This window comes from Bartonella sp. AA97HXZ (assembly GCF_042196985.1).
Classification (GTDB): Bacteria; Pseudomonadota; Alphaproteobacteria; order Rhizobiales; family Rhizobiaceae; genus Bartonella.
Genome location: NZ_JBHIRC010000008.1, coordinates 92,501 through 104,738, shown reverse-complemented (window position 1 = coordinate 104,738; position 12,238 = coordinate 92,501). Strand labels below are relative to the sequence as shown.

15 protein-coding genes and 1 tRNA gene are annotated in these 12,238 nt (G+C 38.9%); 10 read left to right on the top strand and 6 right to left on the bottom strand.

Annotated features, from left to right (window positions below; translation table 11 throughout):
* The 4 genes from ACFINE_RS06090 to ACFINE_RS06075 all read left to right on the top strand — a co-directional run.
* Window positions 1-381: phage tail protein (locus ACFINE_RS06090; RefSeq protein WP_375621394.1), on the top strand; the 381-nt coding region annotated here is incomplete at its 5' end.
* Window positions 378-632: a tail protein X gene (locus tag ACFINE_RS06085; RefSeq protein WP_375621393.1), complete on the top strand. Its 255-nt coding sequence runs from the start codon at window positions 378-380 to the stop codon at window positions 630-632. The genes ACFINE_RS06090 and ACFINE_RS06085, both read left to right, overlap by 4 nt.
* Entirely contained in the window at window positions 632-1,654 is a 1,023-nt protein-coding gene (locus tag ACFINE_RS06080) for a phage late control D family protein (RefSeq protein ID WP_375621396.1), read from the top strand. The genes ACFINE_RS06085 and ACFINE_RS06080 overlap by 1 nt, the downstream gene beginning before the upstream one ends.
* The gene (locus ACFINE_RS06075) at window positions 1,611-3,074 is read left to right on the top strand and encodes a replicative DNA helicase (protein ID WP_375621392.1); all 1,464 of its coding nucleotides are present in this window, start codon (window positions 1,611-1,613) and stop codon (window positions 3,072-3,074) included. The genes ACFINE_RS06080 and ACFINE_RS06075 overlap by 44 nt, the downstream gene beginning before the upstream one ends.
* A gap of 175 nt (window positions 3,075-3,249) precedes the next feature.
* On the opposite strand, the gene ACFINE_RS06070 is transcribed toward ACFINE_RS06075, so the two are convergent.
* Window positions 3,250-3,326 (bottom strand) — tRNA-Met (locus tag ACFINE_RS06070).
* A gap of 164 nt (window positions 3,327-3,490) precedes the next feature.
* On the opposite strand from ACFINE_RS06070, the gene ACFINE_RS06065 reads away from it, so the two are divergent.
* Together ACFINE_RS06065 and ACFINE_RS06060 are read left to right on the top strand one after the other, a co-directional pair.
* The gene (locus tag ACFINE_RS06065; protein WP_375613400.1) at window positions 3,491-4,447 is read left to right on the top strand and encodes a Gfo/Idh/MocA family protein; all 957 of its coding nucleotides are present in this window, start codon (window positions 3,491-3,493) and stop codon (window positions 4,445-4,447) included.
* 49 nt (window positions 4,448-4,496) lie between these two features.
* The gene (locus ACFINE_RS06060; protein ID WP_375621391.1) at window positions 4,497-5,615 is read left to right on the top strand and encodes a DegT/DnrJ/EryC1/StrS family aminotransferase; all 1,119 of its coding nucleotides are present in this window, start codon (window positions 4,497-4,499) and stop codon (window positions 5,613-5,615) included.
* A gap of 324 nt (window positions 5,616-5,939) precedes the next feature.
* On the opposite strand, the gene ACFINE_RS06055 is transcribed toward ACFINE_RS06060, so the two are convergent.
* From ACFINE_RS06055 to ACFINE_RS06045, 3 genes are read right to left on the bottom strand one after another with little or no spacing between them, the layout of a single operon-like run.
* The gene (locus tag ACFINE_RS06055) at window positions 5,940-6,206 is read right to left on the bottom strand and encodes a hypothetical protein (RefSeq protein ID WP_375611955.1); all 267 of its coding nucleotides are present in this window, start codon (window positions 6,204-6,206) and stop codon (window positions 5,940-5,942) included.
* A complete protein-coding gene (locus ACFINE_RS06050) occupies window positions 6,196-6,582 on the bottom strand; it encodes a hypothetical protein (protein WP_375611956.1) in 387 nt (128 codons plus the stop codon). Before ACFINE_RS06050 ends, ACFINE_RS06055 begins: the two co-directional genes overlap by 11 nt.
* A 27-nt stretch (window positions 6,583-6,609) precedes the next feature.
* A complete protein-coding gene (locus tag ACFINE_RS06045) occupies window positions 6,610-7,206 on the bottom strand; it encodes a DUF1134 domain-containing protein (protein ID WP_375613340.1) in 597 nt (198 codons plus the stop codon).
* Window positions 7,207-7,420: 214 nt separating this feature from the next.
* On the opposite strand from ACFINE_RS06045, the gene chpT reads away from it, so the two are divergent.
* A complete protein-coding gene (gene chpT / locus ACFINE_RS06040; RefSeq protein ID WP_375621390.1) occupies window positions 7,421-8,059 on the top strand; it encodes a histidine phosphotransferase ChpT in 639 nt (212 codons plus the stop codon).
* Window positions 8,060-8,282: 223 nt separating this feature from the next.
* On the opposite strand, the gene ctrA is transcribed toward chpT, so the two are convergent.
* Window positions 8,283-8,984, bottom strand: a complete 702-nt coding sequence (ctrA, locus tag ACFINE_RS06035) for a response regulator transcription factor CtrA (RefSeq protein ID WP_273790819.1) — start codon at window positions 8,982-8,984, stop codon at window positions 8,283-8,285.
* A gap of 564 nt (window positions 8,985-9,548) precedes the next feature.
* Here ctrA and ACFINE_RS06030 point away from each other — a divergent pair.
* On the top strand, window positions 9,549-9,935 hold the full coding sequence (locus ACFINE_RS06030) for a flagellar export protein FliJ (protein WP_375606932.1): 387 nt from the start codon (window positions 9,549-9,551) through the stop codon (window positions 9,933-9,935).
* Window positions 9,936-10,074: 139 nt separating this feature from the next.
* Here the strand turns inward: ACFINE_RS06030 and ACFINE_RS06025 are convergent, their stop codons facing one another.
* Complete coding sequence (locus tag ACFINE_RS06025; RefSeq protein WP_273790817.1) at window positions 10,075-10,350, bottom strand: DUF1153 domain-containing protein; 276 nt, start codon at window positions 10,348-10,350, stop codon at window positions 10,075-10,077.
* A 45-nt stretch (window positions 10,351-10,395) separates the two neighbouring features.
* Here ACFINE_RS06025 and ACFINE_RS06020 point away from each other — a divergent pair, with 45 nt between their 5' ends.
* The gene (locus ACFINE_RS06020; protein WP_375621389.1) at window positions 10,396-10,608 is read left to right on the top strand and encodes a hypothetical protein; all 213 of its coding nucleotides are present in this window, start codon (window positions 10,396-10,398) and stop codon (window positions 10,606-10,608) included.
* Window positions 10,609-10,739: 131 nt separating this feature from the next.
* Entirely contained in the window at window positions 10,740-11,963 is a 1,224-nt protein-coding gene (gene mnmA / locus ACFINE_RS06015; protein ID WP_375621388.1) for a tRNA 2-thiouridine(34) synthase MnmA, read from the top strand.
* Window positions 11,964-12,238: the final 275 nt, after the last annotated feature.

The window sequence follows — 12,238 nt, the reverse complement described above, 5'->3', positions numbered from 1 at the left end:
TCTGCCTCATGGGTTTGTATGGAGCGTTTTGGCAGGTCCCCCAGTTTGCAATTTACCGGCTATGGCAATGATGCAAAAACCATTCATGGGGTGTTGTTTCCAGAAGAGTTTGGTGATCGTGTAGCCATTGATGCCATCACTACAACTATCCGAAGAGCAAAGCCGGTCCAGATGCTTCGTTGGATTAATGATACGACCTATAGTGTCCTTCTCCATGGACCCGTAGTAATCACCAGTATCACAAAAGACCACGACTATATCAGTCGCTCTGGTCAATCTCAGCGCATCCGCTATTCCATTACGCTCTTGCCCTTTTTTAATGGCGGAAAACCACAAGGACAATACCAAGAGGGACAAATCCAAGTGGGACAAACTCTATGAAGATACCAGAAAAGCATGTTGTTGTAGAGCTAGAGGATATGAGTCTCGATCTTATCTGCTTTCACCATGCCATGGCAGTGTTCAGAGACCGGAGGCAAGCTGGTTTACTCAAAGGCTATTTAGAAGCCACACTGGAAGCTAATCCAGAGATTGCCAAATATGGTGTGTTTTTACCGCGGGGCTTAAAGGTCGTTTTGCCTGAATTTGTGTTGTCTAATCCCCAAAGCATGGTGAAGCGGTTATGGGATTAATGCGTACACACCCCTTTATTGTGGTCAAGGTGGGAGACAAACCTGTTCATGAGGTTTTTTACCAGCGTCTTTTAACCGCAACCATTACGGACCATGCCGGGAATGAAGCCGATACATTTGAAGCAGAGTTTGATGATCGTGGCAATGATTTAGAGGTTCCCTCAAGCAACAGTGCGCTACAGGTGATCTTTGGTTATGAGAACAGCATCAGTGCCTTTATGGGGTGTTTTGTTGTGGAGTCAGTGGTCAGTTGTGGTGGCAGTGATGGAGAGATTTTGCGCCTTTGTGGCAAAAGCGCCTCGATGCGTAAAGAACTCAAAGAACAAGCGAGTGAACATTTTGATCACAAAACTGTTGGTGAGATTGTTGAGACACTTGCCAAACGCCATGGCTATCAAGCAAAGGTCAGTCCTCAGTTCACTCAACAAACTTTGCCTTATGTGATTCGTACAGATCAATCGGCTGTTGATTTTTTAACCCGCCTTGCCGATCGCATGCGGGCACGTTTTTTGATCAAGGACAATAAGTTTTTATTTTTAAGCGGGGACAATTTACCAGCACTCGACATCCATAAGCACGACTGTTCCAACTGGGAATTCACGTTAGAGCCACGCACGCAATATGGCACCATTGAAGCTTCTTATTTTGATTGCTCAAAAGGGCAGCAATGCCAAGTCAAACATCAGACAGGGTTTAGCGGTCCCGTGCGGCGTCTTCGCACTTGTTACACTTGTGAGGAGGAAGCACGAGCTGCTTCTGCTTCCGAGTCGGACAGGTTGTGTCGTGCTGTGGGCAGTGGTTCTTTGACCCTTGAGGGACGCCCTGAAATCATGGCGGATCAACCTCTCATCCTTCAAGGGTTTTGTGGGCAAATCAATGGGCCATGGAAAGCCGCAACCGTCACCCACCGCTATGAAAAACAAAGCGGATACACAACAGAAATCACACTCGAGGCACCAAACAAGGGAAAAGAAAGCAATGAGAACACTGAACATGCTAAAAACAGAAAATCCAAGAGATAATTTTGCTTCTTCTTTTCGTCAACTTCCCCATAATATTGAAGCTGAACAAGCATTGCTTGGAGCTATCCTGATTAATAATAATGCACTCGATCGCGTTTCAGACTTTCTCAAAGCAGAACATTTTTTTGAAAGGCTACATCAAAAGATCTTTGAGATTGTCTTACAAATTATTCAAAAGGGTCATCTTGCAAACCCAATTACAATCAAGCCCTATATCCAAATGGAAAAAAAAGTTGGAGATATTACTGTATACCAGTATGTTGTTCGCTTAGCCACAGAGGCAGTCACTATTATTAACGCTGAAGATTATGGACGCGTCATTTACGATCTGTTTATCCGACGCTCTTTGATTAATCTTGGCAATGAAGTTGCCAATACAGCCTTTGATGCGCCTGTCGAACTTACACCTTCTCAACAAATTGAAACAATTGAAAATCAATTATTTGAGTTAGCCGAAAAAGGAAAATATGGAGGTGGGTTTGAAAACTTTGATACAGCCATTGCAAAAGCACTTAACATGGCAAGCGCTGCGAAAAAGCGTTCCTCACAGCTTTCAGGGATAGCTACCCATATCAAAACCCTTGATGAAAAAATGGGGGGGCTACAGCCATCCGATTTGATTATCATAGCTGGACGCCCTGGAATGGGGAAAACCTCTCTGGCGACCAATATTGCTTTTAATATTGCCAATGCTTGCAAGCGTCATGATAACAGCCAAACCAATGAAGGGGGTATTGTAGGTTTCTTCTCACTTGAAATGTCAACTGAACAGCTTGCAACTCGTATTATCTCAGAACAAATAAAGGTTTCTTCTTCTGATATGCGTCGTGGTAATATCTCAGAAGAGCAATTTACCAACATCATTTACGCAATGCGTTCCTTACAAACAATCCCTCTTTATATTGATCAAACGGGGGGTGTATCCCTTGCACAATTGGCCGCCCGTGCAAGGCGTCTTAAACGACAACATGGTTTAGATGTCTTGATTATCGATTATATCCAACTCATGACAAGCGGTTCAAAGCGTTCATTAGAAAACCGCGTTCAAGAAATTACAGCCATTACCACCGGATTAAAAGCACTTGCAAAAGAACTCAATATTCCCATCATTGCTCTGTCACAACTTTCGCGTCAAGTTGAAAACCGAACCGATAAACGTCCACAACTCTCCGACTTACGTGAATCTGGTTCAATCGAGCAAGATGCCGACATTGTTCTGTTCGTTTATCGTGAAGAATATTATCTCAAAAATGAAGAACCCAAAGAAAGCACTGCTGAGTATAACAAATGGCAAGAGGCAATGGAGCAAGCCAAGGGTAAAGCCGAGGTTATTATAGCAAAGCAACGCCATGGTCCGACAGGAATCGTCCCCCTTGCATTTCAATCCGACTTTACACGCTTTAGTGATTTGGAAAAATAGGAGCAGAAAAATGCGTTAAAGAGAGCTTTAAATACCCTTTGAAAAGCATTTGAAGACCCTTTGAGAACCCCTTAAAAACTCTTTGAGAAAAAATAAATTGGTACAAAACCTAGTGGCAAAATATACAAAACCCGCTGGCAAGCTACAGTAAGCTACACACACAATAAAAAAGTAATGGTAGCGGAGGAGGGATTTGAACCCCCGACACAAGGATTATGATTCCTCTGCTCTAACCTACTGAGCTACTCCGCCAAAATAAGCAATCATAATTGTCAATAATTACATCTTTTGCGGATATAAGGGGTAGAATAGTAAGATGTCAAGCATCGTTTTTAAGCTTTTCTCTTGTCATTCTATTTTATCCTCGATATGTAAAAGTGTAATTTTCATATGATAAAGTAAGGTAAGGCATGAAAATGGTGCCACGTGTAGCGGTTTTAGGATGCGGTCATTGGGGTGAAAATCATATACGGACACTCCACTCTCTCGGGGCTTTAGCAGCAGTTTCTGATATTGATAATGATCGTGCTGCTAGTTTTGCAACACTGTATGGTGTAGAGGTTGTTACACCAGATGATCTTTTTACTCATCGAGATATTGATGCGCTGGTATTAGCGTTGCCGCCACAATTGCATACGCAAAATGTGCTCCGTGCTGTTAAAAATGGTAAAGATGTTTTGGTGGAAAAACCAATAGCCTTGAATGTTTCTGATGCTAAACGCCAAGTTCAGGAGGCTGAGGCCTATGAGCGAGTTTTTATGGTGGGCCATATTTTGCGTTTTCATCCAGCTTTTGAAAAAATGTGTGAATTGGTGAAAAACGGAGATGTGGGAGATGTGCGATATATTTATTCTCATAGATTAGGCTTTGGAAAATTTCACACACACAGTGATGCTTTATGGGATCTTGCCCCTCATGATCTTTCAATGATTTTGGCGTTGACAGGATGTGAACCTTCCGAAATTCGCGGTGAGGGGGCTGCTGTCGTTGATCAGATTTCTGATTTTTCTCATATTCATATGATTTTTCCAAATGGTGTGCGTAGTCATCTTTTTACTTCACGCTTGAGTTCTTATCGTGAGAGGCGTTTAATTGTTGTTGGAACAAAGGCTATACTCGTTTTTGATGATATGGAACCGTGGAGTCGTAAATTGGCAATGCACCATTTTGCCGTTTGGAAAGAAAATCAAGAGTGGGCTTTTAGCATGGATGAGCTGAATTACATTGATGTTTGTGAAGATTTGCCGCTTACTTGCGAATTACGGCATTTCCTTCATTGTATTGAAACGCGTCAATCACCTCGTACAAATGGTGATGATGCTATTGCGGTTTTACGGATTTTAACAGCTGCTGATGTCAATTATAATAGATAAAAGAGATAGGTAGCGCTTTTGCATTCTTGTGATGATCAATGGAGTTAATATGCAATTCATCGACCTTGGGGCGCAGCGTGCGCGTATTGAAGATAAAATTAATTCTGCAATTGCGCATGTAGTCGCTAGTGGTAAGTATATTTTGGGGCCAAAAGTAACAGAATTTGAAGAGAAATTGGCAGAATATCTTGGCGTTAAACATGTGATTGCATGTGCTAATGGAACAGATGCTTTGAAGATGCCTCTTATGGCTAAAAATATTGGTCCAGGCGATGCTGTTTTTTGTCCTAGTTTTACATTTTCAGCAACGGCTGAAGTGGTTGCTTTGGTGGGGGCTAAACCTGTTTTTGTTGATGTTTTACCTGATACATTCAATATTGATGTTGAAAAACTTTCTCACGCTATCGAAATGGTAAAAAAAGAGGGACGTCTAAAGCCAAAAGCTATTATTGCCGTTGATTTATTTGGACTTTCTGCTGACTATGTGCAAATTGCTCAAGTGGCTGCAAAGGAAAATCTTTTTGTAATTGAAGATGCTGCTCAATCTATGGGGGGGAGAAGCGGTAATACTATGTGTGGTGCTTTTGGTGATGTGGCTGCTACAAGTTTTTATCCTGCAAAACCATTAGGATGTTATGGCGATGGAGGCGCTATGATGACCAATGATGATCATTTTGCAGAACTTTTACGCTCTATTTTGTTTCATGGTAAAGGTGAAACGCAATATGACAATGTACGTATTGGTATGAATTCGCGCCTAGATAGCATTCAGGCTGCAATTTTACTAGAAAAGTTTGCGATTTTTGAAGATGAAATGGAAAAGCGTGTGGAAATTGCTCAACGCTATTCCAATGGCTTAAGAGATATTGTTACAGTTCCAGAAATAGGAGAAAATATTCGTTCTGCTTATGCACAATATACGATTAAGGTAAAAGAGCGGGATAAATTAAAAGATTTTTTACAAAAAAATTCTGTCCCTACAATGATTTATTATAAAACTCCTTTACATCAACAGCCAGCTTATAAACACTTCCCTTATGTAAAAGATTCCCTTTCTGTTTCAGAGTCTTTAGGAGAGTGTGTTTTAAGTTTACCAATGCATCCTTACTTGACACAAACGGATCAGGATATGATTATCAAAAAAATAAGAGATTTTTATCACTCTTGAGAGCGTGTTTTTATCCTTAAAATTATGGTCAAAGCTCTATTGGTGATCCATCTTAGAAGGTATTTTTTGTTAAAGTGTGTGGCCAATATTTTGGTATTATTTCCTTTCTAGTACCTATGAAATGTTGTCCTTTAGAGCGGTGATATGATTAGAAAGTGAAGCTTCTAGACAAGAAGATATTTTTTAACAGAACGGTATGGGCTAAGAAACTTTGTCCTTTAGCTTAGCAAAAAAGTCACGTTTAGTAAAAAGGATTTGGGTTACGAACGTGACAATGAACCTTTGTTGATTTTACTCTTCATTTAAGGTGTTTTAAAAGATAACTTATTTAACAGGGCTTTTGGAGAGAAAAGTTATTTTTTGGCGAATACGTGATGCTAGGTCATTTTTGCTTTTGGATTTTTGAATCAATGTGTTGATGGGTGATGTATTCCCCTCTTGTAGCGCTATTTGAGCTGCCAATGTTGCTGCAAGTTCTTTTGTTTCTTCTCGGAGTTCTTCTAGCAATTGGTGGTTAGCGGTCGTGTCCAGCTCATGAGTTTGGATTTTTTGTAAGCGTTGCTGATAGTGTGCGACTTTTTCACGCATCATTTGTCTTTCCTTTGGAAGTGTGTAGTGTGGCGATATTTTGTTTGATTGCTATCGCTTCTTTGGTGAGAGTATCTTTTGTGGGGAGGCATAGCCGATAAAATTGTTCTGTTACTTGGCTCAGTTGTATTTTTTGTTGGACATATTTTTTTTGCAAAAATTCGTACTTTTGTTGGTTGTTTGCTAATTCTACAGCATGTTGTGCACGAAGAAAATCGTGATTTGCTTCTATTTCCGCGAGTGATAATGGCATTTTCGCACAAACATCTTTATACGCAAAATGAACGGCTTTACGCCAAATAAAAGGAGATAAAAGCACCAGTAACCAGGAAGTGAAAGCAACTCCAAGTATAAAAAAAAGAAATGATTGAATAAGCATAATACCCCTTTTCAAATAAGAAACCGTTTAAAACGGATTCCATGTCGGTCTATGTGTTAATTTTAAATATCCTATATTGATACCAAGGCGTGCGCCGACTCCTGTACGTATTGGGATTAACAAGGTATTATGGTATTTTAGGACATGAAAACCAACACCTGCAATTAAATAGGCCGAACCTGAAATACCACCATAGCGTCTCCATAAATTATTTATGCCATTAAGATTGTAAACTAAGATCATTAAACGGGAGCCTTGGCCGCCAAAATCCCATCCTACTGAGGGACCTTGCCAAAAAACTTTATGTTGACCATAGCTTTTGGTAAAAACCATTCCTTCGCCATAGGTTAATCCAGCAAAAAAGGCACCAGAAGCTTCTTCTCCTAAAATATAGGCATTGGGATAACCGTATTTTGAAAAAATATTTTGAATTGCAACAGCCAGACCACTGGCTGTTTTTCCAAAAAAAATATGACCAGAATCAATAATTTCTTGGAGTGAATAATGAGGTTCGTTTTGCTCTATTGGTTTTAGTCGAGCTTGTGTAGTGTTTATGGTGATGAATAAAAGGAAGATTAAAGATATAATATTTTTGTACCAGTATTTGAGCAGAGAGAGAGCCATGGAGTTTTCTCCTTTTATTAGTGATAAACAAAAAGATAATATTAGAATTTTCATTCTATTCAAATAAAAAATAAGATATAAGGTTATTTAAATTCTTGAATTTATTTCTGAATTTTTTAGCATGATTGTTAATGTTTCCTATTATGCATCAGATGTTAAGAGTTTTTCTTTAAAATAAATTTTGTTTTTTTGAATCTAGGAGTTTTCAATCATTATGACGTTAGATATTTCTTTGAAGCCTATGGATCTTGCTGCTTTGCTTTGTAGTCGTATTTGCCATGATTTGATTTCACCTGTGGGGGCTATTCAAAATGCAATGGAGCTTTATGATGAAGGAGGAGCTGAAGAAGATGCTTTACAATTGGTGCGTTTATCCGTTGCGAGTGCTGCTGCACGTCTACAATTTGCGCGATTGGCTTTTGGTTTTGCTGGTGCAAGTGGAGGACAAATAGATACACGGGCTGCAGAGCAGGTTGCTCAACAATATATGAAAGAAGAAAAAGCAACGTTAAAATGGCAAGCTTCTTCTTTATTGTTAGAAAAAGATGAAGTTAAACTTTTGCTTAATTTATTATTGATTGCAAACGCAACAGTTTCTCGTGGTGGTGAAATTGTTGTTATGATTTTGCAAGAAGAAAATAAACGTTCTTTTCGATTTGAGGTTTTCGGTAGAACTCTCCGTATACCCCCTCATTTTCTTGCGTTATTTCGTGGAGAAGTTCAAGAAGAGCTTATTGATGCACATGTCATCCAATTTTATTACACAATGTTACTTGCTCAGATGACAGAGATGAAAATAAATATTGATGAAAGTGATGGTTGTATTGTTTTAGAAAGTGTAAAAAAGCTTTGAATAAGAGAGAAGCGCTTAAGCTGTGTTGGGAAAAGTGGCTTCGATTGAACTTATGAGCGATAAGGTTATATGTGTAAATTGGGTGTGGTTACTTCTTAAGCTTTAAGCGCTTTCTATATGAGATTTTTAGTGCGCGAGTTCTCTACTTTTAATAGAGAAAAGATCCCGGGAAAAAATCTCGGCCCGCTACACTCCGAGATTTTACAATGTGCATGTTCACTGCTTAAGCGGTTTTTCGTACGTTCTCTTCAACTGGATCACGTAATACATAACCACGTCCCCAAACTGTATCAATGTAATTTACACTGGAAGAGACTGCTTCCAATTTTTTCCGCAATTTACAAATAAAAACATCGATAATCTTTAGTTCTGGTTCATCCATTCCACCATAGAGATGATTGAGAAACATTTCCTTGGTAAGGGTGGTACCTTTGCGTAAAGAGAGAAGCTCTAACATTTGGTATTCTTTACCGGTTAAGTGAACAGGGCGCCCTGCAACTTCGACAGTTTTTGTGTCAAGGTTAACGGTGAGATCCCCGGTAACAATAACCGATTGTGCATGTCCTTTTGAACGACGAACAACTGCATGGATACGTGCAATGAGCTCATCCTTATGAAAAGGCTTCGTCATATAGTCGTCTGCTCCAAAGCCAAAACCACGAACCTTGTCTTCAATGGCATTCATACCAGAAAGGATTAGGACAGGAGTTTTTATTTTTGCCAACCTTAGAGTCCGCAAGACATCATACCCTGACATGTCAGGCAAATTCAGATCAAGCAAAATGATATCATAATCATAGAGTTTTCCTAAATCGATACCTTCTTCACCCAGATCAGTGATATAAACATTAAAGTTTGCCGACTTTAACATCAACTCAATGCTTTGAGTAACTGCTCTATCATCTTCAATTAATAATACGCGCATTTTAGATCCCTCACTTTGCTCCTTCACGAATCATAAGGAGCATTTCTATTTTATATCAGTTAGCAAAACCACTGTTATAAAAACAATTCATTAAATCAAACACTTATAAAAAAGCGTTTATGAACATTTCAGTAGTACGCGTAACAATCACTACTAAATTCCCCACTATCCATGATAGTGGTTAACAAAATATTTTTATTTTTGAAAGAGGCTACAAAATTATTTTAGAAAAATCTTATATTTTTTAACATAATAAAAAAGGAGGGCTTTTTCTATAAACTTTAACTTAAAAAAATTTGTAAAAGAGCTTTATAAATTACTTTTTTACAATTTCAGTGTTTATTTACTGAGCTTTAAACCTCTTCAGTTTATAATGGGGGGAAAAGTTAAAGAAATAGTTATTGCTCTTTAAAGCAGATTGTATTTTCAGATGCTTTAATGCAAGGCAAAAATTATTATAATTTCAAGTTAAGAGACTGTTTTTGTCGGATAGATATATAACTAAAAGATATTTATTGGGTGTGAATACGAGTTTTGAGTTGGCGCAATCAAGGAGTAGTGAGTATGAAGCCACGAGAAAATATGGTGCGATTGAGGATGTTTCAAGTGCGTGGAAAGCGCCGTGAAATTGCACAGCTTGAGATGATGATCGCAGAATTTGAACGAATGGTGTTAGAGTTGGAAGCACAGATTACTCATGAAGAACGTAAATCTGGAAACAATGATGTTCACCATTTTGCTTATTCTGCTTTTGCGCGTGCAGCGCGGCAAAGACGTGATAATCTGATCAATTCAATTCGTGATTTAGAACTTCAAAAAACAAATGCTGAAATTGCTCTCCATGAAGCTAATACAGAGCTGCAACGTGCACAGCTTTTGGAAGCACGAGAAAAGAAGATTGCTGCGGATGATAAGGATATTTTGATTCAATCTAATTCAATGGTTGGCTAATTTAATGGCTGGATGATAAAAGCAATTATTGAAAAATCCATTCTTTTAGGTTTATCTTTTGGATATAGTATAAAACAGCCAAACTTCTATCAAGTTTGGCTGTTTTATAGATTGCTTTATGTTATTAATCAATGGCAACTTAATGCCTATAGTGTTGAATCTTGGTCGTTCGTAATCCCGCTAAACCGTGTTCATCGATTAAACTTTGCCATGAAAGAAATTCTTCTACAGTCAAAGTATAACGGTGGCATGCTTCGTCAAGACTTAACAATCCACCTCTGACAGCCGCAACAACTTCAGCTTTGCGACGAATCACCCAGCGCCGTGTTGTTTGCGGCGGTAGGTCGGCAATTGTAAGCGGACTTCCATCTGGCCCAATAACATATTTCATTTGTGTTTTTATCAAGTTGCTCATTCGTATCCTCTACCTTTAGTCAAGGACTTGATTCGTTTATAGAGCATGAAATTTAAAAAAGAGCTAAAAGCGCTGAAAGAAAAAATTAATAAAGTGATTGGGTATGTAAAAGAAGCTCAAGTTGAAGTGTGTAGAAGAGATTCTTGCAATATTTTACCGGATTTTTCAAAAGAGAAAAAAGGTTTTCTCCTAAACGATTACCATTATGCCTTATTTCCATCATTCTTTTTTTGTTTGCAGCAGCTTTTAAGAAAGTAATGCCTATGGTTGTGGAAAGGATAAAAAAATAATATAAAGACAATCAATCGTGTAAAAGTGCTAAAGAGCGTGCATCAGAATGTCAACATATGGCTAGCCATTAAACAGAGCATTAAATAGAGAATGAATACATGTTTTTAAACAGTCTTGATTTACCAGGACAACCTGAGGATTCTCGCATTGTTGTTGCAATGTCGGGGGGGGTTGATTCATCGGTTGTTGCAGGTCTTTTGAAAAAGGAAGGGTATAATGTTATTGGCATTACGTTGCAGCTTTATGATCATGGGGAAGCAACGCATCGGGTGGGGGCGTGTTGTGCAGGACAAGATATTGAGGATGCACGCCGCGTTGCAGAAACATTAGGAATACCGCATTATGTTCTTGATTATGAAAAGCGCTTTCGCGAAGCTGTTATTGATCCTTTTGCAGAAAGTTATGCTCATGGAGAGACCCCAGTACCATGTATTGCATGTAATCAAACGGTTAAGTTTGCTGATTTATTAGCAACCGCACGCGAATTGGGGGCGGATGCTTTGGCTACGGGACATTATATTCGTTCGCGTTCCAACGGAGCGCATCGAGCACTCTTTCGTCCTCTCGATAATGATCGTGATCAGAGTTATTTTCTCTTTGCAACGACACAAGAACAGATTGATTATTTGCGTTTTCCACTTGGTGACCTTCCAAAAGCCCGCGTTCGTGAAATGGCAGCAGAAATGGGCTTTGTGGTTGCCAATAAGCATGATAGTCAGGATATTTGTTTTGTTCCACAAGGAAAATATTCAGATGTTATCGCAAAACTGCGTCCAGAAGCAGCTAATCCTGGCGTTATTGTCCATATTGATGGAAAGATTTTAGGTAAACATTCGGGAATTGTTAATTATACGGTTGGTCAACGTCGTGGTATTGGGGTGTCAACGGGTGAAGCGCTTTATGTAGTTTATCTCGATGTGGAAAATGCACGTGTTATTGTTGGACCGCGTGAAATGTTAGAAACGCATAAGCTTTTTTTACGTGATGTGAATTGGCTTGGTGATGAGTCGTTAGATAATTTCCCTTCTCAAGGTATTGAGGTGGCTGTAAAGGTGCGTTCAACGCGTCCTCCTCACCTTGCGCGCTTACATTATAAAGAAGGTATTTTTTCTGTTGATTTATTGGAATGTGAAAATGGTGTGGCACCAGGGCAAGCTTGCGTTCTTTATGATGGAAATGGTCATGAGGCGCGTATTCTTGGGGGAGGATTTGTAACACATTCAGAACGTGCAGCTGATACTGAAATGATGTTGAAGCGCGTTTTATGCAATCTCGAAACAAAAGATCCTGTTTCCTCAGAACTAAAAACAACAGCTTTATAAAGCATAGTAGATTGATTTATAATGATATTTTTTAATCTTAAACTTGAATGAGAGACTTCCGGAAGATTTTCTCATTGAAAGTTTGTTTTATGATTGAATCCATCAAAATTATATCTTCTGCACGTCATAAGCGGGGTTAGGGTGTGGAAAGTGATGAAAAAAATGTAAAAATGTTTTTTATCAATGCTTTCAAAGGCTAGGGAACGGCAATATTATTGGAGACTGGTAGATAACATACAACATTAGGTATGTTCTATAACTTGAAGTGTTATCAT

Bases quoted from the DNA above. Each gene is read 5' to 3' on its own strand.
- ACFINE_RS06085 (WP_375621393.1), top strand. From the start codon at position 378: ATGAAGATACCAGAAAAGCATGTTGTTGTAGAGCTAGAGGATATGAGT.
- ACFINE_RS06080 (WP_375621396.1), top strand. From the start codon at position 632: ATGCGTACACACCCCTTTATTGTGGTCAAGGTGGGAGACAAACCTGTT.
- ACFINE_RS06075 (WP_375621392.1), top strand. From the start codon at position 1,611: ATGAGAACACTGAACATGCTAAAAACAGAAAATCCAAGAGATAATTTT.
- ACFINE_RS06065 (WP_375613400.1), top strand. From the start codon at position 3,491: ATGGTGCCACGTGTAGCGGTTTTAGGATGCGGTCATTGGGGTGAAAAT.
- ACFINE_RS06060 (WP_375621391.1), top strand. From the start codon at position 4,497: ATGCAATTCATCGACCTTGGGGCGCAGCGTGCGCGTATTGAAGATAAA.
- ACFINE_RS06055 (WP_375611955.1), bottom strand. From the start codon at position 6,206: ATGATGCGTGAAAAAGTCGCACACTATCAGCAACGCTTACAAAAAATC.
- ACFINE_RS06050 (WP_375611956.1), bottom strand. From the start codon at position 6,582: ATGCTTATTCAATCATTTCTTTTTTTTATACTTGGAGTTGCTTTCACT.
- ACFINE_RS06045 (WP_375613340.1), bottom strand. From the start codon at position 7,206: ATGGCTCTCTCTCTGCTCAAATACTGGTACAAAAATATTATATCTTTA.
- chpT (WP_375621390.1), top strand. From the start codon at position 7,421: ATGACGTTAGATATTTCTTTGAAGCCTATGGATCTTGCTGCTTTGCTT.
- ctrA (WP_273790819.1), bottom strand. From the start codon at position 8,984: ATGCGCGTATTATTAATTGAAGATGATAGAGCAGTTACTCAAAGCATT.
- ACFINE_RS06030 (WP_375606932.1), top strand. From the start codon at position 9,549: ATGAAGCCACGAGAAAATATGGTGCGATTGAGGATGTTTCAAGTGCGT.
- ACFINE_RS06025 (WP_273790817.1), bottom strand. From the start codon at position 10,350: ATGAGCAACTTGATAAAAACACAAATGAAATATGTTATTGGGCCAGAT.
- ACFINE_RS06020 (WP_375621389.1), top strand. From the start codon at position 10,396: ATGAAATTTAAAAAAGAGCTAAAAGCGCTGAAAGAAAAAATTAATAAA.
- mnmA (WP_375621388.1), top strand. From the start codon at position 10,740: ATGTTTTTAAACAGTCTTGATTTACCAGGACAACCTGAGGATTCTCGC.